At 40.9% G+C, this 23959-nt stretch carries 23 protein-coding genes; 8 read left to right on the forward strand and 15 right to left on the reverse strand.

All coding sequences use genetic code 11. The features are described 5' to 3' along the window. Positions 1–84: 84 nt before the first annotated feature. Together WDC_RS00080 and WDC_RS00085 are read left to right on the forward strand one after the other, a co-directional pair. Positions 85–1488 carry an MFS transporter gene (locus WDC_RS00080; RefSeq protein WP_044009773.1) on the forward strand — a complete coding sequence of 468 codons (1404 nt, stop codon included), beginning with the start codon at positions 85–87 and terminating at the stop codon, positions 1486–1488. 520 nt (positions 1489–2008) lie between these two features. Continuing rightward, on the forward strand, positions 2009–2542 hold the full coding sequence (locus tag WDC_RS00085; RefSeq protein WP_044009774.1) for a hypothetical protein: 534 nt from the start codon (positions 2009–2011) through the stop codon (positions 2540–2542). Here WDC_RS00085 and WDC_RS00090 read toward each other — a convergent pair. From WDC_RS00090 to ndk, 7 genes are all read right to left on the reverse strand, one after another. Next, positions 2539–2925 (reverse strand): hypothetical protein, encoded by a 387-nt coding sequence (locus WDC_RS00090; RefSeq protein ID WP_044009775.1) that lies wholly within the window; start codon positions 2923–2925, stop codon positions 2539–2541. The genes WDC_RS00085 and WDC_RS00090 overlap by 4 nt on opposite strands. Next, complete coding sequence (locus WDC_RS00095) at positions 2900–3247, reverse strand: hypothetical protein (RefSeq protein WP_044009776.1); 348 nt, start codon at positions 3245–3247, stop codon at positions 2900–2902. The genes WDC_RS00090 and WDC_RS00095 overlap by 26 nt, the downstream gene beginning before the upstream one ends. Continuing rightward, positions 3240–4538 carry a Y-family DNA polymerase gene (locus tag WDC_RS00100; RefSeq protein WP_044009777.1) on the reverse strand — a complete coding sequence of 433 codons (1299 nt, stop codon included), beginning with the start codon at positions 4536–4538 and terminating at the stop codon, positions 3240–3242. The genes WDC_RS00095 and WDC_RS00100 overlap by 8 nt, the downstream gene beginning before the upstream one ends. Positions 4539–4727: 189 nt before the next feature. After that, entirely contained in the window at positions 4728–5597 is an 870-nt protein-coding gene (locus tag WDC_RS00105) for an aldo/keto reductase (RefSeq protein WP_044009778.1), read from the reverse strand. A gap of 569 nt (positions 5598–6166) precedes the next feature. After that, on the reverse strand, positions 6167–6817 hold the full coding sequence (locus WDC_RS00110) for an MIP/aquaporin family protein (protein ID WP_044009779.1): 651 nt from the start codon (positions 6815–6817) through the stop codon (positions 6167–6169). Between the two features lie 419 nt (positions 6818–7236). Continuing rightward, positions 7237–7677 carry a VOC family protein gene (locus WDC_RS00115; RefSeq protein WP_044009780.1) on the reverse strand — a complete coding sequence of 147 codons (441 nt, stop codon included), beginning with the start codon at positions 7675–7677 and terminating at the stop codon, positions 7237–7239. 18 nt (positions 7678–7695) lie between these two features. Beyond that, positions 7696–8121, reverse strand: coding sequence for a nucleoside-diphosphate kinase (ndk, locus tag WDC_RS00120; protein ID WP_044009781.1), 426 nt, complete (start codon positions 8119–8121; stop codon positions 7696–7698). A 113-nt stretch (positions 8122–8234) separates the two neighbouring features. Between ndk and WDC_RS00125 the strand changes: the two genes are divergently transcribed. Next, complete coding sequence (locus WDC_RS00125; RefSeq protein ID WP_044009782.1) at positions 8235–8558, forward strand: DMT family transporter; 324 nt, start codon at positions 8235–8237, stop codon at positions 8556–8558. 50 nt (positions 8559–8608) lie between these two features. Here WDC_RS00125 and WDC_RS00130 read toward each other — a convergent pair whose 3' ends face one another. Continuing rightward, positions 8609–9085, reverse strand: a complete 477-nt coding sequence (locus WDC_RS00130; RefSeq protein WP_044009783.1) for a Dps family protein — start codon at positions 9083–9085, stop codon at positions 8609–8611. Positions 9086–9425: 340 nt separating this feature from the next. Then, entirely contained in the window at positions 9426–10598 is a 1173-nt protein-coding gene (locus tag WDC_RS00135; protein ID WP_225349596.1) for an MFS transporter, read from the reverse strand. Positions 10599–11116: 518 nt separating this feature from the next. Here WDC_RS00135 and WDC_RS00140 point away from each other — a divergent pair. From WDC_RS00140 to WDC_RS00150, 3 genes are all read left to right on the forward strand, one after another. After that, positions 11117–11545 (forward strand): MarR family winged helix-turn-helix transcriptional regulator, encoded by a 429-nt coding sequence (locus WDC_RS00140; RefSeq protein ID WP_044009785.1) that lies wholly within the window; start codon positions 11117–11119, stop codon positions 11543–11545. Beyond that, positions 11545–12933: an MFS transporter gene (locus WDC_RS00145; protein WP_044009786.1), complete on the forward strand. Its 1389-nt coding sequence runs from the start codon at positions 11545–11547 to the stop codon at positions 12931–12933. Before WDC_RS00140 ends, WDC_RS00145 begins: the two co-directional genes overlap by 1 nt. Before the next feature lie 140 nt (positions 12934–13073). Further along, positions 13074–13394, forward strand: coding sequence for a DMT family transporter (locus WDC_RS00150; RefSeq protein WP_044009787.1), 321 nt, complete (start codon positions 13074–13076; stop codon positions 13392–13394). A gap of 178 nt (positions 13395–13572) precedes the next feature. On the opposite strand, the gene WDC_RS00155 is transcribed toward WDC_RS00150, so the two are convergent. After that, entirely contained in the window at positions 13573–15360 is a 1788-nt protein-coding gene (locus tag WDC_RS00155) for a heavy metal translocating P-type ATPase (protein ID WP_044009788.1), read from the reverse strand. 357 nt (positions 15361–15717) lie between these two features. Here WDC_RS00155 and WDC_RS00160 point away from each other — a divergent pair, with 357 nt between their 5' ends. Continuing rightward, positions 15718–16746 (forward strand): nucleoside hydrolase, encoded by a 1029-nt coding sequence (locus tag WDC_RS00160; RefSeq protein WP_082040870.1) that lies wholly within the window; start codon positions 15718–15720, stop codon positions 16744–16746. Positions 16747–16891: 145 nt separating this feature from the next. On the opposite strand, the gene WDC_RS00165 is transcribed toward WDC_RS00160, so the two are convergent. The 4 genes from WDC_RS00165 to WDC_RS00180 all read right to left on the reverse strand — a co-directional run bounded on the left by WDC_RS00165 (position 16892) and on the right by WDC_RS00180 (position 21532). Next, complete coding sequence (locus WDC_RS00165; RefSeq protein ID WP_044009789.1) at positions 16892–17854, reverse strand: ABC transporter permease; 963 nt, start codon at positions 17852–17854, stop codon at positions 16892–16894. Further along, positions 17854–18915 (reverse strand): ABC transporter permease, encoded by a 1062-nt coding sequence (locus WDC_RS00170; protein WP_044009790.1) that lies wholly within the window; start codon positions 18913–18915, stop codon positions 17854–17856. The genes WDC_RS00165 and WDC_RS00170 overlap by 1 nt, the downstream gene beginning before the upstream one ends. Next, positions 18916–20436: an ABC transporter ATP-binding protein gene (locus tag WDC_RS00175; protein WP_044009791.1), complete on the reverse strand. Its 1521-nt coding sequence runs from the start codon at positions 20434–20436 to the stop codon at positions 18916–18918. A gap of 73 nt (positions 20437–20509) precedes the next feature. Beyond that, on the reverse strand, positions 20510–21532 hold the full coding sequence (locus tag WDC_RS00180; protein WP_044009792.1) for a BMP family lipoprotein: 1023 nt from the start codon (positions 21530–21532) through the stop codon (positions 20510–20512). Between the two features lie 271 nt (positions 21533–21803). On the opposite strand from WDC_RS00180, the gene WDC_RS00185 reads away from it, so the two are divergent. Continuing rightward, a complete protein-coding gene (locus tag WDC_RS00185) occupies positions 21804–22214 on the forward strand; it encodes a peptide deformylase (RefSeq protein ID WP_044009793.1) in 411 nt (136 codons plus the stop codon). Between the two features lie 352 nt (positions 22215–22566). Here the strand turns inward: WDC_RS00185 and WDC_RS00190 are convergent, their stop codons facing one another. Then, entirely contained in the window at positions 22567–23946 is a 1380-nt protein-coding gene (locus WDC_RS00190; protein ID WP_044009794.1) for an amino acid permease, read from the reverse strand. Positions 23947–23959: the final 13 nt, after the last annotated feature.

Consider the following 23959-nt stretch of genomic DNA (forward strand, 5'->3'; position numbering starts at 1 on the left):
TGTGTTTTATAAAAACAGAAGCTGTGACAAAGCAAAAACTTGTCGTGGCTTCTGTTTTATTTTGAATGAAAAGAGGAAAGCATCATGGATGCAGCAGTATCAACTAAAGTTAAGCTAGCCATATTATCAGGCGGATTATTGTCATTTATCGGGGTGCTAGTGGAAACATCTATGAATGTTACTTTTCCAACATTAATTACTGAATTACATGTTAGTCTAGCAACTATTCAGTGGTTAACTACCGGTTACTTGCTTTTGGTTACAATCGTCATGAGTACAACTGCGTACGTATTAAAACGATTTGACGCACGAAAAATATTTCTATTTGCTTCATTAATTTGTTTGGTCGGCAATATTTTATGTGTCGTATCACCAGATTTTATTGTGTTAATGATTGGTAGGTTGCTGCAAGCCGTTTCAACAGGTTTAGCAACCCCACTGATGTTTCAACTTATTTTTGCCAGTGTACCAACTAAAAAGCTGGGCGTATATACTGGTTTTGCCAGTGTCATTATTTCGTTAGCCCCTGCCTTAGGGCCAACTTACGGTGGTGTTTTAACCAGTCTGTGGTCGTGGCGTGCTATTTTTATCGGCACAATTCCAATTATCATTTTAGTGGGACTATTAGGTGTTTGGAGTATTGATCAAAAAGCAGTTGGCGTTGCCAAACATTCATTTGATTATACTGGTGTCATTGGTTTAGCAATCGTCTTTGCTGCAATTGTGTTGACATTTAATGAGGCGGGGCAGTTTGGTTGGGACTCCCTACCATTTGGGATCGGTATTTTGATTTCCGTAATTGTTGCCATTTTATTTGCCACTTACGCGGTTAAGGGAAAACGAAAATTACTCGATTACTCGATTTTAAGGTTCCCGATTTTAAGATTTAGATTATTTGGTTATTTCAGTCTTCAGTTTATCAACATTGGCTTGTCATTTGTACTACCACTTTACGCACAAACGGTCTTGCATAGCTCTGCAATGGAAGCTGGTTTAATGTTGCTGCCTGGTTCATTATTAGGCGCCATTGTTGGACCAATTGCTGGTCGAGTTTATGATCGAACTGGTCCTTTTTTACCACTTTGCGTCAGTGGTACTTTGATGACTTGCGGTACTTTACTATTTTGGCTGTTCACGCACCACTTAAATTTTTGGTCAATTACACTCATTTACATTTTGATCCGGGTTGGTTTCAACTCCGGCTTTGGAACTTCCATTTCGGACGGCAGCGTGCAGGTACCAATGAAGAATAAATCCGATCAAAATTCATTGTTCAGTATGATGCAGCAGTATGCCGGTTCGCTCGGTACGGGTTTACTGGCAGCTGTTATTTCGGGAGTTGCAGTAATGAATCCACATTTGAGTGCCGCTGCAGCTAACGTCATGGGCACACGTGTTGATTTCACGTTACTCATTGTGTTATCAGTTGCTGTTTTGGGATCGGTGATTTTTGTGCAATTAAAAAAGAGTGCGAACAACCGTGCTTAGATACCGGAGTGTAACGTAAAAATAAGTAGATCGTAATTCGTTCTTTGAATTGCGATCTGCTTATTTTTTTGTTACATGCAGGTGTCTGCGGTTGCGAACACGTTTCAACTAGAGTGCGAACAACCGTGCTTAGATACCGGAGTGTAACGTAAAAATAAGTAGATCGTAATTCGTTCTTTGAATTGCGATCTGCTTATTTTTTTGTTACATGCAGGTGTCTGCGGTTGCGAACACGTTTCAACTAGAGTGCGAACCACCGCGCTTAGATACCGGAGTGTAACGTAAAAACAAGTTGATCGTAATTCGTTCTTTGAATTGCGATCTGCTTATTTTTTTGTTACATGCAGGTATCTGCGGTTGCGAACACGTTTCAACTAGAGTGCGAACCACCGCATCTATGATACAAAAAAACGATCATTGAGCGAAATCACTCTACTTGATTAAAAATTTTTCAATCTTCAAGCACTTTAATAGTCCTTACCTGAAAATATTGTTACATTCAAAGTAAAGGAGAGTACTCATGATTTACTTGCGTGATTATATCATGTCTGCCGCCATTTTTAGTTTCTTTAGTTTTGTCTGGTTCGGATGGGCTCAAGCTGAAATCGTACAATTAAAGCATCATCTTTGGCTAGGAATTTGTGCTGCCATTGCTGCCATATCAAGTATTGTCGCCGGTGTTTTAAGCTATCAAAATTTTCATACCGCATCTGCTCTAGCGAAATTCAATTCATTCACCTGGTATTTAATCGTATTTTATACCGAATTTATACTAGGATTAATCGGTGCGCTGCTACTAATTAAATTTAAACAAAGTCCAGCAGTGCCCGCTTGGATTTCTTTGCTTGTTGGCATTCATTTTATTGCCTTACAATTTGTTTTTCACGATCCATCGCTTTATCTGCTAGCCATACTAATGTTAGTAGTTAGCGCATTGGCCATTCCAATTAATCATAAATTTAAGGTAGCCCAGAGTACATTGGTTGGTACCAGTAATGGAGTTATTTTATTAATTTTTGCAATATTCAACTATTCTCGTTTTTTACTCAATTAGCGTGCTAATAACTCCACGTTACGAATTTCTGTTAATTCAATATTATTAATCTTCTCATCTACACCTTGAATTCCGATGACATTATCATAAAACCCGACAACCAGTCCCGTCATCGATTCAACAATTTCACTTTCCTGCAGTTGATTAAGTTGTAAGTGCACTCGCAGATGATGTTCCCAGGCATCTGCCAGTAACTCACTCACTTGATCCAAGGCTTGCGCTGCCTGCAAGATTTCCGGCTTCACATTTTGTTTATTTTGCTTTAGCGCACTCGTATGATCCGACAAAAAATAACCAGCCCACTTTAACATGCCGCGATCGTGGTAATCATGCTTAAAAAATTGTTCGGCTAATGCTTCAGCTTTTTCTCTGCTTGTTGACATCTAAGGTTCTCCCATAAATGATCCGTTGACTAAGTGGCCACCGTTGCTGGTGAAAATTGATATACACAATGGTTAAATTTGTGTTGGCCGTAATTTGGTTGATTACCTGTTCCAAAAATTGTAGTTCATACGTGACCACACTATGCAATGGAATCGATCGCCTGCGATTATGCTGGTGCCAAATATCCAAAAAAAAATTGTACGTTTGGTCGTAAACATTGTCGACCACCATTAGCTGATACCGATGGTGTAATTTAGGTTTAAATGCTTTATCTAATCGCTCAATGATTAATTCACTAGCTTGCTTGACAGTTTCAATCATAACTATTGCCCCCATTATGGCCACCAACCAATGATGCTCGTTCAATCATCGTGCCACCTTTAAGCAAGCTACTAGCAGGAATTAATGCAGTGACCCCAAATCTATCCCGGATACGATCTAAAACTCGTTCGAATGAATCATCTTTGATTTGTCGTTGCGGATCTTGAAATAAGTTTAGTTGCATCCCCGTATTGGCCGACAATCGTGAAAAACCCACCATAATGTTGCGAATACTTTGTCCGTCCCAAAATTGACGAAAGAGATCAAGTAAATTGTCGATTAGTGTGTGACTACTGTCAGTCGGTTCGATGCGCATTGAGTGACTGAAACCACCCCGTCCGTCTTCGGCACTTGCAGCATATGAAAAGCCCACTGCCAAGCTGACACACCCGGCTTTTTGTTGGTGATGACGCATTCGCGATGTTACCTGAATTCCAATCTCACGAATCACAAGCTCAATTTCAGTTTGCGTATTATAATCACGGGGTAACACCTGCGAATTACTCCAGCTTTTATCGCTCACTTTGACTAACTGGTGCAACTGACTACGATCGATGCCCCAGGCCAAGGCCAGTAACTGAGTGCCAATGACCCCCATCTCTTGTTTGAGGCGGTATGGATTATAATGCGCCAAATCGTCCATACTATTAATGCCAAGCCGATTTAGATGCGCTTGTGTGCGGCTGCCAATGCTCCAAACCTTTTTCAATTTGGTAATTGGCCAAATTTTTTCAGGCATTGTTGCATAACTCAATGTACCAATTAGCTCCCGGTTCTTTTTAGCGATTAAATCGAGGGCTAACTTCGCCTGCAATGGATTTTCACCGATTCCAACCGTAGTGTAGAGACCAAAATCACGGCGAATCCGTTTCTGAATTAAGCGAGCAACCGCCAGCGGACTGTCACCAAATAATTGCCACGATTTCGTTGCATCTAAAATAGATTCATCAATCGAATATGGATACAAGTCACTATCCGCCACAAATTGACGATAGACATTATTCACCTCTATATTGCGTTGAATATATAAATTCATCCGTGGGGGGGCAACCATAATACGTTCATCTTTCGGTACTTCATACTGTCTGGAAACATTGCTAATTCCAAATAATTTTTTGGCCTGCGGCGATGCTGCTAAGACAAGCCCACTGCCAGTATTAGGAGCTTCTGACATAACCACTAAGACTGAAGTCAATGGATTAATGCCACGCGACATACTTTCAACGCTAGCATAAAATGATTTATTATCGATCATAAAAAAGACTCCATGCGGCTCATTTGAATAATCCATGGCATTACTCCCTCGCTAATTATTGGTTCTATTATACGAACATGCGTTCGACTTTTTCAAGCCTAATTTCATTATTTTTATCATTTTTTAACCATATGTGCGTGTCGATCGCGCCAGTCTCGATTTTGAGCCACAAAAAAAGATCGTTCTCATTTACCAAGACCGACCTTTTTAAATCCTGCTATTCAATTATTTTGCTAAATGACTCAACGTATCAAAATCAGTAGCACTCAAGTCGATATTGGCTGCTGCAATATTATCCTGTAAATGGTCAACTGAACTTGTGCCCGGAATTGGCAAAATATTAGCCGAACGCTTTAATAACCAAGCAAGTGCAATTTGAGCTGGACTAGCGTCGTATTTAGCTGCAATTTGTGCTAATGGGCCATCAGCTTTAGTTAACTTTCCAGTATCAAGTGGGAACCAAGGAACAAAGGCCATGTGTTGTGATTGGGCATAATCCACGACATCATCGTCATCATGATTGCCAACGTTGTATAAATTCTCAATTGCGTCAATTTGGGCATATTTTTGGGCTTCTTTAATTTGAGCAACCGTTACCTGACTCAAACCAATATGTTTGATTTTACCCTCATCTTGTAACTTTTTGAGTTCGCCAACTTGTTGCTCAACTGAAAAGTGTGAATCAATCCGATGTAGGAATAGTAAATCTTCATGATCAATTCCCAACGTCATCAGTGAAACTTCTAGTTGTTGCCGCAGATAATTTGGCTCGCCATGAGGTGTCCAAACGCCAGGTCCCTGTCTTGTTTGTCCAATTTTATCAGAGATAAAAATCTCATCTTGATTAGCAGCACCCTTAAGGCCTTGTGCTAAATAACGGTCAGCAAACCAAGGACCGTATGAATCAGCAGTATCAAAGAAGTTCACTCCTAACTCAACTGCCTTTTGAACAACTGAAACTGCTTTTTTCGGATCACTATATGGACCCCAAGTGCCGGCACCGGTTAATTGCATGGTACCGTAACCTAACCGATTAATCTTAAACTGATCATCAAATGCGTATGTTCCTGAATTTGCTGCTGTAATTTCTGCCACTTTAGTCGCTTCTTTCTTGTTTTTACTTACTAAGCGTAACCACAATAACGCTAGTAAATTACAAATACAAATATTTTAACTTGTGTGAACAGACCCGCTTAAAAGTCGGAGACTAACGATAAATCGGACAATAGGATTCGGTCTTTGAATCATGTTGCCCGATTTGTTGTTAGACGGAGGCTTTTGGGGCTGTGAGCATATATCAAATTTGTGTGAACAGACCCGCTTAAACGTCGGAGACTAACGATACATCGGACAATAGGATTCGAGCTTTGAATCATGTTGCCTGGTTTGTTGTTAGACAGAGGCTTTTGGGGCTGTGAACATATATCAAACTTGTGTGAACAGACCCGTTAAAAAGTCGGAGACTAACGATACATCGGACAATAGGATTCGAGCTTTGAATCATGTTGTCTGATTTGTTGTTAGACGGAGACTTTTTGGGCTGTTAACATATATCAAACTTGTGTGAACAGACCCGCTTAAAAGTCGGAGACTAACGATAAAATGAATAAATTGATTCTATAAAAAAATTATCTGCAATTTTATCACAGATAATTTCATAGTTATTAATTTTCACTACCTAAAATTCTTGAACAAAATGCTGCCAAAATTGCACCAACTTCAGGAGCCACAATGTAGACCCATAGATGATGTAGCGCACTTCCGCCAGCAAAAATTGCTGGTCCGATTGAACGGGCTGGATTTAATGAACCACCAGTGAGGTTAAGTGCCACAATAATCAAGAATGCCAACGTTACACCAATTACGATGCCGGCAAAATCAGAATTACCGTGGTCGTCGCTGGTAACATTTAAAATGATTACTAAGAATAAAAACGTTACTAATCCTTCCACTAATGATGCCATTCCTGCACTAATTGATGGAAAATCCGTTTGTCCGAGAGCCGTCGTTTTTAATCCGAGAGCCGTCACGAATGATAAGACAACAGCACTGGCCGCAATGGCGCCCAAAATCTGTGCCACAATATACCAAAAAGCATCTTTCAAACCAATGCGGCGGTTAATCAACATCGCCGTTGTAACAGCCGGATTGAAGTGATCACCAGAAATACCGCCAAAAGCATAAGCTGAAACCGTGATCGCTAACCCAAAGGCCAGTCCAATTGCTAAGACGCCTCCTTTAGCAATTACAACAGTTGCTGTCCCTAAAAATACTAACATGAACGTTCCTAAAAATTCTGCAATATATTTACGCATTATTATTCTCCTCCTCATATGCTGTATAACGCTTTTTATTTTACGGCAATGAATTGCGTTGAGCAAATTTAGTTGGAATTGAAATGATTAATATAGGTTTGCTTTATTGCAGAAACGTGCGAAAAACTGCTGCTCCTGTAACACAAGACTAAAATACCACCTGGACTTCTTAGGTCGAAGCCCGGCTCCTACTTTTATTGCAGAAACGTGCGAAAAACTGCTGCTCCTTAGACACAAGACTAAAATACCCACCTGGACTTCTTAGGTCGAAGCCCGGCTCCTACTTTTATTGCAGAAACGTGCGAAAAACTGCTGCTCCTTAGACACAAGACTAAAATACCCACCTGGACTTCTTAGGTCGAAGCCCAGGTGGGTATTTTAGTCTTGTGTTACAGGAGCATAACGCAGTTTTTCGCACTCTATCTCAATTGTAGCATCCATGTAATACCAAATTTATCTGTCAACATTGACAATTTGGTGCCCCAACCTTGGTCTGCTAATGGCATTATTACCCTGATCGATGGATCCTGGCTTAGTTTTTCGTATAGTTGCGTTGCCTCAGCTAATTTTGCTTGGTCTTTACTGTCAATATCAATCAGTAATCGCGTACTATTTGTTAGTTTATCATCTTGATTGAAATTATCCGATGCATACAACCAAACTCCTAAAATTGTGAAAACAGCGTGCATCGTTAGATCAGCAGGATTAACATTCGCCGGCACATTCATTGCAGCTGCAGCTTCTGATGTCACTGGCAATCGCTGAATATCTTGTGCTTGGAAAACTATTTTGTAATAATCGAGCGCTGCTTTTGTATCCGTAAAAGTTAAATATGGGTATAATGCACTTGATTTGCTCATTAGTGTCGTCCTCCATTATTAGCTTAATTCAGGGAACCAAATTTTAATTTCCTTTTCAGCATTATCGACGCTATCCGAGCTGTGAACCACATTACGAATTAAGCCATCCGGCCATTCACGACCAAAGTCACCTCGTAATGTTCCAAAATCAGCTTCTGATGGATTAGTAGCCCCTGCCATTCGTCGAAACACACTGATAATATTAGTTCCAGTCGCGATCATTGCCACAATTGGACCTTCATACATATAAGCTTCAATTTCAGGGAAAAATGGTTTTTCCAACAAATCAGCGTAGTGCCGGCGTAATTTATCGGCATCAGCCGTAGTAACTTTCAATGCATCAATGCTGTATCCCTTGCGCTCTAACCGTGTAATAACTTCTCCAATATGTCCCAACATCACGCCATCTGGTTTAACCAAAATTAATATTCGTTCTTCACTCATCGACCTGTCCTCATTTCATCTTGTTGCTTTCATTGTACAAAGAAAGCGCCTTCAATAGCAACCTATAAATTTGTGCTATAATTTTCTCGAATAATAAAGAGGATGGTCTTGGCATGGGATATTTATTTTTAGGATTAGCAATTATCGGTGAAGTCGTTGGCACAAGCTTGTTAAAAGCCTCAGTGGGCTTCACACATTTACTACCAACGTTGGGATCGTTGGCCTCATACGGTTTATGTTTTTATTTTTTATCACTGACGATGAAAAGTATTAATTTAAATGTTGCTTACGCATTATGGGCTGGATTAGGGCTTATTTTAACAACCTTGATTGCTGTGTTTTACTGGAAAGAACCGATCCACCTCGCTGGTTTAATCGGAGTTGGTTTGATTTTGTGTGGTGTCATTATATTAAATATCTACAATGCACCACATTAGATGTAAATAATAAAAAATGCCCTGTAAGTTTACAGGACATTTTGCATTTATTATTGGTCTAGCGGTGACTTATCAAGAAAGGCACTAACCATCCAAATTAATTTATCCATTTCGGCCTTAAATCCATTCAGCATATCCTGAGTTGGAAAATCCTGTTCCCCATCTGTGATTTCAATCCCGAGTTGATATTGGTCTCGTAAATATTTGAATTGATAATCCAAATTTTGCATAAAATCTGGTAATTTGTATTGGCCCCACTCAACGATTTCGTCTGGCAACTTTGTGTGCTCAATAAACTCATGGGTTGTGGCGTAAGGTTTGCCACCTAAGGCAATTAATCGTTCTGCCACTTCATCGAGTTGTTCGGCAAATTGATCATTAAACTCGTCCATTTTCGGGTGCAATTTAAAGAATTCTGGTCCGCGCATGTACCAATGCACCTGCTGAACGTTCACCTGAATTTGGCTTAAATCGGCAATTAACTGATTCAAATGTGCTTGGGTCTGTGGAAATTGAATTTCGCTCATTAAAATTGGCTCCTTCCAGTTTTCAAGGCTGACTGCAACATTAACTATAATCTCAGCTTAACGTGTTTATGAGGGAGATACAAGCAAATCGATTAGAGTGCGAACAACCATGGGTAGCAGTCGGAGCATAACGGTAAAAACATTAATACGGTTCGCACTTTGAATCGTGTTGATGTTTTTATGGTTATGCTCCGATTTCTGTGGTTGCGAACACGTTTCGACAACAGCACAAACAACAGCTGATAAAAAAACGAAATCATAACGAAAAAAATGAGTAATGCGCTTTAAAACGCATCACTCATTTTATTGTTAGCCACATATTTCTGTGGTTACGTACGGCTTACCGCTCCACCCGATCCAATCGATAAGCCCGCAACACAACAATCAAATTAATAATGACCAACACAGTAGTCATCAAAAAAACATACCGATAATCCAAAATACCAGCTACACCAGAAGCTAACATTGGACCAATTACCGAACCAATTGCCTGAAACGACTGATTATAACTAAAGATCCGACTAATAGCTTCGTTAGGTGTATTGCGCGTCATCACCGATTGAGTCACTGGCAACAATGCAGCATCAGAAATTCCAACGAAAAATCGTAATATCCCTAGCATCAAAATTGTCGTTGTCAGAAACATTGGTAAAAAGACCGCTCCCGATAGAATTAAGCCACCGATTAAAACTCGTTTTGGACCAATTTGATCACCAACTGAGCCCAGTTTGGGTGCTGTCATCAGCGTCGCAATTCCTGGCAATGCTGCAATCACACCGCTCACCATTGCCACATTCCCATGACTATGCATCAACTGTTTAACAAATAAACTGATAATTGGGTTAATTGAGTTGGTAGCAGCCTGAATTAGCATTGAAGAAATAATCATCGCCCACACAATATGGATGTTTTTAACTCCAGCAAAGGCACTGGTGTGGGAACTTTTATCTTGTCGTTTGAATGGTGTAAAGTTTTCTACCACTCCAAAATAAGTTACCAAGGTCGCCATGAACATCAACGCACCAAAGATAAAAAATGGAATGCGATAACCAAAAAGACCGGCAATGAAGCCACCAATAATTGGTCCCACCAATTGTCCGCCAACACTACCAGTAGTTAGCATCCCCATTGCTTGGCCACTTTGTGTTTGTGGTACCTCACTGGCAATCAGGGCGTAGGCATTATTAATATAACCTGAAAAAGCACCTTGAATGAGACGCAACGCAATTAAAGTCCAAACATTAGGTGACAAACCAGACAAAGTAGCGGTGATTGTCATCCCAATACTTGCACGCATCAGCATCGGTTTACGCCCAGTTTGATCGGCTAAACGACCCCAGAGCGGGGACACGATTGCTTGGCTCAGAAAGGTAATCGAAAAGGCAAGTCCAGAATAAAATGTCAATTCAGCTTTGGGAAAATTACCCATTGTAGTAATAAATAGTGGCAAAAACGAAAGACTCATACTAGCGCCGGCCCCGGTAGCAAAGTTACCGATCCACAGAGCATACATATTCTTGCGCCAGCGCGCCATTTGATGTGATTTAGTAGTAATTAGATATCAGCTCTTTTCTAAAAAATAAAGTGTGAAAAACCACGCGTAGAAGTCGGAGCATAACGGTAAAAATATCAATATGATTCGCACTTTGAATCATGTTGATATTTTTATGGTTATGTGCAAACTTCTGTGGTTGTGAACACGTCTAAAGTGTGAAAAACCACGCGTAGAAACTGGAGTATAACGGTAAAAATATCAATATGATTCGTACTTTGAATCATGTTGGTATTTTTATGGTTATACGGAAGTTTCTGTGGTTGTGAACACGTTTCGACCAGAGTGCAAAAAACACGGGGAAAAGTCGGAGCATAACAACCCCTGATAATCCGAAAACATCCGAAAAGTAAAATAACGATATTCATTATAAAACAACCGCCCTCAATCTACCAGTAGCATCAAAAAATACAACACCATTTGACCAATCATCACAATTGCGTTAACATTGTTAGCTGACTAACAAAAGGAGAATCAACATGACTAAAAATACGGGTCGCCTATTAAAAATGGCTGCAAATCAACTAACCAAAAAGTTCGATCAATTTGCCGCTCAATTTAATTTGACTGGGACACAAATGTCGATTATCGACTTTTTAAGCCGACATCCAAACACTGAAGTAACACAAAAAGATATTGAACTAGAATTCAATATTCGTCGTTCGACTGCAACGGTGCTGCTGCAACGGATGGAACGAAAACAATTATTATTCAGGTCAGCTTCAACCACGGACGCCCGCCAAAAAACGGTCCACCTGACGAAAAGTAATAACAAACTAGTTAGCGCCATCACTGCCTATATGGACCAACAGCAGCGCGCTCTAACAACCAAATTCTCAGTACCCGAGGTGGCAGCGTTCGAAACTATGCTCAACTACTATCTCAACGCTAATCAAGGAGGCGAATAATGAAAACCAATCAAACTATTTCAAGCAAGGTCATCTGTGCGGTCATCGCCACAGGCTTAATGTCATTTTGCGGTGTCATCGTGGAAACCGCTATGAACGTTTCATTTCCAACGTTGATGAAACAGTTTAACGTCAGCACCGCTACTGTGCAATGGATGACGACAATTTATCTACTGGTGGTGGCCATTATGGTGCCACTTTCAGCAATTTTGAAACGTTCCTTCAAAACAAAACAACTATTTCTAGCCGCAAATCTACTTTTTATTAGTGGTGTAATAATCGATATTTTTGCCCCCGTCTTCCCGCTATTACTTTTGGGACGATTGGTGCAAGGACTGGGAACTGGGATTGCATTACCACTAATGTTTAATATTATTTTGGAACAAGTACCACTAGCGAAAATTGGAATGATGATGGGAATTGGTACCCTAATCACAGCCATAGCACCAGCAATTGGACCAACATTTGGTGGAATTGTGGCAACTAATTTAAATTGGCGTTATATATTTATTTTATTGCTACCAATTTTGCTGGTGTCACTTATCTTAGGGCTCCTCACCATTCAACAAAAAAGTATGACGCAACCATTCAAACTGGACTTGCTCAGTCTCCTATTCATTATTTTAATGTTTTCTGGCATCATTTTAGGTTTCAGTAATATGGCCAATTTGAACTTATTAGTTATTCTTGCTTTTTTAGTTGGCCTTTTCGGTTTGATTGCATTAATTATGCGCTCTAATCACATTGATGCCCCCATTATTGACTTACAAGTTTTTAAAAACATGTACTTCAGTGGCCATGCCGTGAGTTTCTTTATTTTCCAACTAATTTCGCTGGGGCTGTCATTCATTGTGCCTAACTATATTCAGCTGGTAAATGGCAATACTGCCACGGTGGCTGGCCTGGTCGTTTTACCAGGAGCAATGATTGGCGCTATTTTTGCGCCATTCAGTGGTCGTATTTTGGACCGTTTCGGCGCTAAGATCCCCATCTTACTTGGTACGTCATTCACACTAATCTCACTGATTTTGTTTAGCTGGTTCAGCCTTGAGTTAGCCAATGCCATGTTGGTGGCAATTTACATTTTACTGATGACTGGTGCCGGATTGTCGTTTGGTAATATCATGACGAGTGGCTTGAAACAGTTGCGCGCCAACCAACAGTCCGATGGTAATGCCATTTTGAACACCTTACAACAGTTTGCTGGTGCAATGGGAACTTCGATTGTGGCAGCCATTATTTCACAAAGCCAGGCGGCGGCACACACTAAATACGGCATTGCTACCGCAGTCGGTTCACAACACGCCTTTATTTTTCTATTAGTACTCAGCATCATTCAAATTGCAATTTTAATTAGGGTGCTTACTTCAGCCAAATTAAAGAATTAACCCGCATCGATTTACTAATTAACTGGTCTTGTGTATACTTTTCGTATTGAGATAAATAAATAACACCACCGGGTGCAGCACTTACTAACTTCTTTAGGTCACGTAGAAGTTAGTAAGTGCTATTTTTTAGGAGGAAAATTATGTCTTGGGTTTATTTAGTAATTGCCGGTTTATTCGAAGTGGTATGGGCCACCGCCATGAAATTAAGTAATGGTTTTTCACATATTGGCTTTTCAATTGCCACCGTTGTTGGGATGATTCTCAGTTTCTTTTTCCTAGCACGAGCCACCAAAATTTTGTCACTTAGTTTGGCTTATCCTGTATGGACTGGCATTGGCGCCGTTGGTTCGGTTTTAATTGGCGTTTTATTGTTTAAAGAACAGTTGTCATTGATGACATGGGTGTTTGTGATTTTATTAGTTGTCAGTATTGTGGGAATTAAAATTAGTAGTGGGCATTAGGAATAATTGGCAAACCAAAGTAGTCAGGGGATATCCCCTGACTACTTTTTTGTTTTTTTATTTATGTTGATTAAACGTGGAAAATAAGGCAGGTTCCTGCGCCTAGTCCAACTTAACCAACGATGCATAAACCGTGCAATCATTGGATAAGTTCAACTATGCTCAGAACCTAAACGCCTTATTTGTCCACTCTTGCTCTTAGTGCCAACAATATCGTGATCGTATCTACTGCTTCTTGGAAAATTGCCCCTAGTAGCGCTGGAATCACGCCTGTCGCTGCTACTAACATTAAAATGACCAAAATCACAATTCCAGTCAACACATCGTTACGTGCAATTTTCATTGTGTCTTGACTGATTTTGACTGCATGGGCAACTTGGTGTAAATCATCTTTCAAAATAACCGCATCTGCGGATTCACTCGCGGCGGTGGCTCCGTGCTCACCCATTGCAATTCCGACATCGGCAGCAGTTAGTGATGGTGCATCGTTGACGCCATCGCCAACCATGATTACTGGTCGACTTTGTGCTGGAACTGCCTTTAACAATGCCACTTTATTTTCAGGCAACAGACTGCCGTGGACTTCATCCAAATTCAGATCCGCTGCAATTGATTTAGCAATCGTTGCATGATCGCCGGTCAACATGATTGCGTGCTGTAATCCAAGTGTTCGTAATGTCGCAATCGTTTGCTTTGCCTCTGGTCTAACTTGATCTAAGAATGTAATATAGCCAGCATATTGGTGATCGATGCTGATATAAACTGCTGTTTTGTCAGTTTCTTCAATTTGGCTGTCAGTCACAAACTTGGCTTTACCAACCTGCACATGCCGCTGGTCAATTTGAGCTTCGATCCCTTGCGCGGTGACCTCTTTTAACTCCGTCACCGAACTTAGCTGGTCATCCCCTACATATGCCACTAATGAACGAGCCAATACATGGCCGGATTGTTGTTCCGCGCTAGCAGCAAAATGCAGCAATTGGGCTGCAGTAAATGATGGCTGCGGCACAATCTTACCTACTTCTAGTTTGCCTTTGGTTAATGTCCCCGTTTTGTCGAACGCAATTGACTTGGCCAACGCTAATTTTTCAATCGTAGTGCCAGTTTTAACAATAATTCCATTTTTGCTGGCACGACTCATCCCCGAAACAAGCGCAATTGGCGCCGCTAAAATTAACGGACATGGTGACGCAACCACTAATACCTCTGCCAGCCGCACTGGATCACCAGAAATTAACCACGCCACCACAGCAATTAGTAGTGAAATAATGGTAAACGGCACTGCATATCGATCAGCCATTCGAACAAAGTGAGCCGGCTGATTCGCAGACATTTGAACTAGTTTAATAATTGCTTGATACTGGCTATTTGCCGCTGTACTGAGCGCTTTAACTGTAATTGCCTGGTCACCATTAATCGAACCTGACATCAATTCATCGCCAGGCGCTTTATCAACCGGCCGTGACTCTCCAGTCAACGACGATTCATCAATGGTTGTATCCCCTGTAAGCACTTGACTGTCAACTGGAACTTGTTCTCCCGGCTTAACTAATAATGAATCGCCAACTTTAACTTGAGCTGCCGTAATCTCAACTAACTTAGTTGCACTGATCAGGTGTGCCATTTGTGGCGAATGATCCAATAATGATTTTAATTCCTGCCCAGCTTTTTGCGCGGCATAATCCTCTAGTGTATCGCCACCTGTCAACATTACTAATACCATCAAGCTGGCCCAATACTCGCTCACCGCCAGTGTTGCCACAATCGCCATGATCGCCAATAGGTCGACACCAAATTTGCCTGACCGCAACGTTTTAATCATTTCAATCACCATTGAAAGTGACACCGCCGCGCCGGCCACCGTCACCAAAGACTGAGCCACCATTGGCTGCCCCCACATAAACTCGATCATCAGAGCAATTACGCCTATTAATAGCGTGGCGATTAATTTCCACACGTGTTTCATCGATCGTACCTCCAAATAAATCAGTTCGGACAAGTATTATATTTTCGTTCTCACAATCATATTTTAACACAGATGCAGTTTATAATCATTCTAAATCTATTGCAATTTTGACTGGTATCATGGGTATTTTAATCTATTAAATATTTTCTAATTTAATCAAATCATGTTGTCAGTTAGCAGCACGTAATCTCAATTTAACGCGACAATACTAACACTATCAATGTCAATACTATTCTGATTTAAAGTTCGTTTTTAAGTAAAAATATAACCCATTAATGACAATCAATATTAATTTATTGGACTAAAACCGAATTTTATCGTAAACTTAGGTTAATTCAATCATAGGAGGAGCTTATTTTGCAAAATATTTATTTTAATCACGATGGTAATGTTGATGATTTAGTTTCCCTACTGCTGCTACAGATGCCTGATGTTAATCTTATCGGCGTCAGTGCAGTTGGTGCCGATTCATATCTCCAACCGGCAGTTGAGGCATCGCGTAAAATCATCGATCGTTTTGGTCAGCAAACTAATTTAGAAGTCGCTGCCTCTAATTCACGAGCTGTTAATCAATTTCCCAAGGAATGGCGCTTATCATCGTTTTCCTTCAATAATTTCCCAATGTTAAACGAACAATCAAAAATTGAAACAAAATTGGCTAAGCAGCCTGCCCACTTAGATATGATTGAAAAGTTACAAAATACAGCTGGATTAACCACTTTAGTAATGACCGGTCCTCTAACCGATTTAGCCCGCGCACTGGCAGTGGATCCGACTATTACCAAAAAAATTGACAGACTATTTTGGATGGGCGGCACCATGAATAATCAGGGGAATGTTGCTGAGCCCGAGCAGGATGGTACGATGGAGTGGAACGCCTACTGGGATCCTGAAGCTGTCAAAACTGTCTGGGATTCTGATATCGACATTCAAATGGTCGGTTTAGAAAGTACCGACCAAGTACCATTGACCAAAAAATTACGAGATCACTGGGCAAGCCTACGTCGTTTCCCTGCAGTCGACCTCATCGGTCAAGGTTATGCGCTCGTGTTATCTTATGAAGCTAACTCAACTTATTATCTGTGGGATGTGTTAACAACCGTCTCCAGTCACTATCCTGATATCGTCACATCGAAAAAGGTTACTAGTGATGTCTTGGTCGAGGGACCTGGTGCCGGGCGAACATTTATTACTCCAACCGGGCGGCCAATCACTTTGGTTACTAGTGTTGATAAGGATGCATTTTTCACCCAAATTGATGAACTAGCAAGTGGCGCCCAATTGAATCCGATCAAATGTAAAAAAGCGATTGAGGAAAACATTTTTCCGTCAATCGCTTTTTTAATTTTAATTTTAATTTTAATTTTACTGATAACTGTTAGGTAGGTGTGTTTAGCTTTGTACAAGTACCTGCCTTTTTTATTGCCGAAACGTGAGAAATAGGGCAGGTTTTTGCGCTTAGCTACGCATAGGGAACGATACAAAAATCGTATCATTCCCTATGCTAGGCTATGCTCAGAACCTTGGCGCCCTATTTCTCACTCTTGATATAGTTCACTCCATCTGCTGCTGGCGCCACTGCCTTGCCTAGGAAGATTACCAGTACCACGATCGTAATTACGTATGGTGCAATCTGGAACCAGACGTCATTAATATTCTTTAGACCTGGAATATATCCACTGACAATTGGTAGACTCTGCGCTAAGCCAAAGAAGATCGCTGCTCCGGTTGCTCCCATTGGGTGCCATTTACCAAAAATCATCGCGGCAAGCGACATGAACCCTTGGCCTGAAATGGTGGAAACACTAAAGTTTAACGTAATTGATTGTGACATCACCGCTCCACCAATCCCACCTAATAGGCCTGATATTAGCACGCCTAAATACCGATACCAATTAACATTAATCCCTAACGTATCAGCTGCAGCTGGATTTTCACCAACCGAACGAAGGCGTAAACCAATATTTGTTTTATAGAGTAAGTACCAGCTGGCACCACCAACAATGACCGCTAAATAAGCCACCAATGAAGTTTTGGTAAATAAAATCGCACCCAGTAGCGGTATTTTAGTTAACCACGGGAAGGTAAAATTACCAATACTCTGGTCAATAATTGGTGTCTGCCCATTGCCATGATAAAAAATTCTGGTTAAAAACACACAAAGTGCCGGTGCCAATAAATTCAAAACAGTCCCACTAATAATGTGGTTGGCTCGCAGCGTGATCGTGGCTACTGCATGCAGCAACGTGAAAACAATGCCAACAACTCCACCCACGAGCAGCGACAACCACGGAGTTGCGCTACCAAAAACTGATACAAACGCCAAATTAAAGACTGTGGCACTAAATGCACCAACGATCATAATCCCTTCCAAACCCACATTAATGATCCCACTATGTTCGGAAAAGGCACCGCCAATAGCCGTAAAAATTAATGGAGCTGCATAAATTAACGTCGTCGAAAAAACGGTCATTAAAATCATTGTTGTTCCCATTAATTATTCACTCCTTTCTTGGCGAACATCGATCCCAGCAGTCGCTCAAATAAATAACGAATGCCAACAAAGAAGATAATTGAGGCGATTACAATATCGACAATTTCTGTTGGGGTGGTTGAGTAGACTGAAATACTTAGTCCCCCGATTTGTAAACCGGAGAATAAAATGGAAGCAAAGATAATGCCAATTGGATGTTCATTTGCCAACAATGCCACCGCCATGCCATCAAACCCGATGTTCGGCAAACTATTGGAAACTGAGATATTTTGATAATTGCCTAACCCATCAACGCAACCGGCCAAACCAGCTAGCACACCAGATAATAGCATCGCAATCATAATTGTTTTTTTCGTATTGATGCCGGCATACTTGCATGCCTGTGGGTTTAAACCAACCGAATTAATCTCAAAACCGGATTTAGTTTTAGTCATGTACACCCACATTAAAATAATTAAAATTAATGCAATGAAAAAGCCCCAGTTGAACGTAGAATTATCAGTTGATTTTTCCAATAGCGGCGTCCGTAAGCTAGCTTTGGCTGCAATGTTAGAAGAAGCATCGGCACCCTTAGCAGCGAACCACTGTTTAACCGCAAAATTGACAAAATAAAGCGAAATATAATTCAACATAATCGTGGTAATCACTTCGCTGGTCCCAAAATAGGCCCGCAAAAAACCAGCGATCCATGACCAAATACCACCTAATAAAGCACCAACTACCAACGAGCCAATAATTAATAACCAACCTGGCAGAAAGGAAAATTTAAGGGCAAACGCAATTGAACCAAACCAACCCACTAGATATTGGCCAGAACCACCAATGTTGAAAAAACCGGCTCGACTAGCAATCGAAAAACCGAGTCCGGTCAACATTAATGGCGCCGCACCGCGCAACGTTTCACCAATTGAATAAATGTCGCCAAACGCACCATTAAATAAGTTGCCATAATTTTGCAACGGGGCATACCCGAACACCAGCATCACGATGCCACCTACAATCAAACCTGCCAGCACAGCACATAGCGATATGAGCAAACCTGAATATTTTTGTTTTACCATTTACTTGCCTCCAACTGTTTGGCGCTTGCCAGCCATTAATAAGCCTAGTTCCTGGCTATTCGTCGTTTTGGGATCAATTTCACCCACAATTTCACCACGATGCATCACAAGGACCCGATCGGATAATTTCAAAATTTCATCCAATTCGAAGCTGACCAGTAAAATGCCACAACCATGATTTCGTTCATCCATTAGTTGTTGTTGAATGTATTCAATTGCGCCGACGTCCACACCCCGGGTGGGATTAGCCGCAATTAAGACTTGTGGGTGATCTGCTAATTCACGGGCAATGATTACTTTTTGTTGATTACCACCGGACAATTCTCCGGCAGTTTCTTTTTCGGATTGCGATCGGATATCGAAATTTTTAATTAACTCGCCCGCCCGTTGGTTAATTTTGCCGTAGTCGAGTAAACCGTGGCGATTGAATTGAGGCTGATAGTACGTTTTTAACACCAAATTTTCCGCCAATGTTAATGGTAAAATCAAACCGACATTCTGGCGGTCTTCTGGAATAACACCCAGACCACTTTCGTTCACCTTTCGCGGTGATTGACGAGTTACGTCGCGCCCGGCGATTTTAATGCTGCCAGCCTGAATCTTGATTAATCCAGAAATAGCATCAATTAATTCCGTTTGCCCATTGCCATCCACGCCCGCGATGCCGACAATTTCGCCGGCATTGACGGTTAGATTAAGGCCTTTCACTTTGATTTGCTGCTGGTGTTTAACCGTGAGTTCACTAACTTCCAGAACCGGCTTGCTCTCTTTAATTGACTCTCGTGTTAATTGACCATTCATAGGATGACCGACCATTAGTTCAGCTAATTCATTTTCTGAAACATTTTCAACGGGTAATTTTTTGATCACTTTGCCAGCACGAATAACGATACAGTTATCCGCAATCTGCTTGATCTCAGCAAGTTTGTGGGTAATAAAAATCAGTGCCTTACCCTCTTTGGCCAATTGCTTAAAAATAAGAATAATCTCTTCAATTTCTTGGGGCGTCAGCGCTGCGGTGGGTTCGTCAAAAATTAAGACAGTAGCTTGTCGGTACAAGGCCTTCACAATTTCCACGCGTTGTTGCATTCCAACTGAGATATTTTCGACCTTAGCATTCAAATCTAAATTCAATTGGTATTTTTCAATCAACGCTTGAATGGTCGAACGCGCCTGTTGGTAATCAATTCGTCCAAGCTTGGTGGGTTCATCCCCTAAAATAATATTTTCCAATACCGTGAACGCCGGAATCAGCATAAAATGCTGGTGCACCATGCCAATCCCTATTTGTTTGGCTTGCCGTGGTCCAGTTAGTTTAGTAGTCACGCCGTTAATTTCAATCGTGCCGCTAGTAGGCTGCAACAATCCTGATAAAACATTCATAATAGTTGATTTACCGGCACCGTTTTCGCCAAGTAGGGCTAGTATTTCACCACTGTGTAAGGTCAACGAAATATCATCATTGGCTTTAAATGCGCCAAATTGTTTGGTAATATGATTCATTTTTACTACTTCAGTCATAATTTACCTCGTTATTAATATGTAAAAAGGTGGGGCTGCAGCACTCTCCCCACCCATTACTGCAATTTAATTGTTATTCTGCTGATACTTTAATTGAGCCATTTTCGATCTTCTTTTGATAACTTTGGACGGCTTTCCAAGCTGATTTAGACATATTGTCATTCACTAATGACACACCATTATTCTTCAAATCATAGGAAATAGTTTTGCCACCAGGGAATTTGTTCTTCATGGCATCATTGGATAGGTCTTGTACGGCAGTACCAACTTCCTTAACTGATGAAGCTAACGTGACGTTACCACCAGAATACTTACCATCGGCTTTTTGGTCTTGGTCAACACCGATGACCCACACTTTATTCCCACTCTTAGATGCGTTCTTGGCAGCGGTGAAAACTCCGGCACCAGTTGCACCAGATGCGTGATAGATGACATCTTCGCCGTTGTTATACATTGCCGTGGCGAGTGATTGCCCTACATCGGCTTTGGAGAATGAACCGGCGTATTTAACGTCCACCTTAATGTTCGGGTTAACTGCCTTAACTCCTTGTTCGAATCCTGATTGGAACGTTTGAATTAACGAACTCTTCACACCACCAACAAATCCAACTTTGTTTGTCTTAGTTGTTTCAGCGGCTGCAACACCAGCTAGAAATGAAGACTGTTCAGTTTTGAAAGTAACTGATGCAACGTTTTTACGATTCTTAACCACTGAATCAATAATCGCAAAGTTAACTTTTGGATTATCTTTGGCAGCTTCGCTAATTGCATTATCTAACTTGTAACCAATACCAAAAATAGTTTTGTACTTGGCCTTAATCAACTTGTTAATATTTGGTGTAAAGTCTGCATTTGAATTAGACTGAGCGTAGTTATAACCATTGACACCTTTAGTCAAATTATGACTTTTGCCCCATTTAGTTAAGCCTTCCCATGCTGATTGGTTGAATGATTTATCATCAATTCCACCACCATCAGTGACTAATGCCGCAGTGTGCGAGCTTTTTTTGGTAGCACTGCTACTACCACAACCTGTTAATACCCCACCAACTAACAATAAAACTGTTGAAAGAACCACGACTGCTTTCTTGTTCATGAACTAGCCTCCAAAATTATTTGATGTCTTATTATAACCACTTAATTTTCATAAAATCAATACAATTAAAGACTATTTTTCTTATTTCGTTCGTGTTTTCTTCACAAACATGACTACAGCAACTTTGTTAAGTAAAATTAGTTTAAAAACACGAACTATTTTATAAAAGTCGCATTATCAACAATGCTAATATGCTATAATAAAGGGGATGAGCTCATATTATTTTCAGTACCAACACAAAACTATTTACACCTAAACTGAGGAATCAAGAATGATTAAACCAATCAACCAGGATAAAAACTTTCTAGCTATCCCCGCCGAGCGTGCCACCAAGGATGACATGCTAACCGTTAGAGATCTGATCGATACACTAGTAGCCCACCAAGATAACTGTGTCGGCATGGCTGCCAACATGATTGGTGTTAACAAACGAATTATTATTTGCCAAATTAGACTGTTACCAGTGATTATGATTAACCCAGTAATTACCAGTAAAAGTAATGCTTATCAAACCAAAGAAGGTTGCCTCTCACTGACGGGACAACGTCACACAACTCGTTACGAAAATATCGAAGTAACGTACGAAAATCAAAATTTCAACAAACAACGCCAGGCATTCAAGGGCTGGATCGCCCAAATCATCCAACACGAGGTGGACCATTGTGATGGGATTATAATTTAACGAAGTGTGAAGCAAACCAGAGTGCGAGCAGGCCGCTTAGATGTCGTAGGACAAGACAGAAATTGTCATTGATAAATCGCTTTTTGATTTATTGATGGCAATTTTTGACTTGTCCCTAGACATCTGGCCGCACGAACACGTTTCAACCAGAGTGCGAGCAGGCCGTCTAGATGTCGTAGGACAAGCTAGCAATGGCGATTAATAAATCGGTTTTTGATTTATTGATTGGCATTGCTAGTTTGTACTTAGACATCTGGCCGCACGAACACGTTTCATCAATCAAAAACACAAAAAGAAGAGCCAGATCTACAAACTGATCTAGCTCTTTGCATTTCATTATATAAATTATTCGTCACTCTTTTTTCGTTGCTACCTCGCGTTTATCCGCAAAATACCCCACTAAAAACATCACAGCAAACCACACCAGCGCCAAGACAATCGTAATCAGCGTCGTCTTTTCTAAACACATCGCTGCCAATACTAACACCAGAAAAATCAATACGAGATAATCACTAATTGGAAATAGCGGTAACTTAAAACTAACCGGGTTTTTACCAGACCGGCGATATTTAATATGGGCAACAATAATCGTCCCCCAGATAAACAGAAATGCCGTTGTGGCAGTACTAGAGACCAGTACGAAGACTTGATCTGGTATAAAATAATTAAGCGCCACAGACACAGCAATAATAATCGTAGAAAACGTTAATGATGCTGCTGGCACTTTATGACTCGATAGCTTGTTCAGTTGCCGACCAAGGCCAGATTTACTATTCCAAGTTAAGCCATAAAGCATACGTCCAGTGGTATACAGCGAGCTATTACAGGCAGATGCGGCTGCGGTGATCACCACAAAGTTAACAATGCTTGCCGCAAACGGCACTCCAACATTATTGAACACTTGAACAAAGGGGCTTTCGTTGGCGGGCAATTTATTCCACGGATAGATACTCATAATAATAAAGAGCGCACCCACGTAGAATATAATAATTCTAATCGGAATTTCATTGATCGCCTTGGGCAGCACTTTGGTGGGATTGCTTGTTTCTGAAAAAGTCAATCCGACCATTTCAATCCCAATGAATGAAAACACAACCATTTGCAGCGAATCGACAATTCCACCGAAGCCCTTCGGAAATAGTCCACCAAAATTAACTAAATTACCTAAGCTAGCCGTACCAGTTGGTGTGTGATAGCTAAATAACAGCATCACTACACCAATTATGATTAATCCGATAATCGCCACCACTTTGATTAGCGCAAACCAAAATTCAAATTCACCAAAGACTGAAACGGCAATCAGATTAACAGCCAACAGTAAAATCAAAGCCACAAATCCGGGGAGCCACTGTGGAATCTGTGGCCACCAAAAACGAATATAAACGCCGATTGCGGTTATTTCAGCCATCGCAATCGTGATCCAACAAATCCAGTAGGTCCAACCGGTCACAAACCCCATTGGACGACCCAGGTAAACTTTGACGAAATCAACAAACGAATGTAACGATAAATCAGATAACAGTAATTCTCCGAGCGCTCGCATGAGCAAAAAACACATTAAGCCGGTCACAATATAACTAAAAATAATTGCCGGCCCCGCCATATGAATTGATTGACCGGCCCCTAAAAACAGACCCGTTCCAATCGTGCCACCGATCGCAATTAGTTGAACATGTCGGTTTTTCAGACCTCGTTCAAGTTGCCTCTCCTTTGGTTGATCAGCTGGATCCATGCTCTCACATCCT

Origin of the sequence: Paucilactobacillus wasatchensis (genome assembly GCF_000876205.1) — a bacterium.
GTDB lineage: Bacteria > Bacillota > Bacilli > Lactobacillales > Lactobacillaceae > Paucilactobacillus > Paucilactobacillus wasatchensis.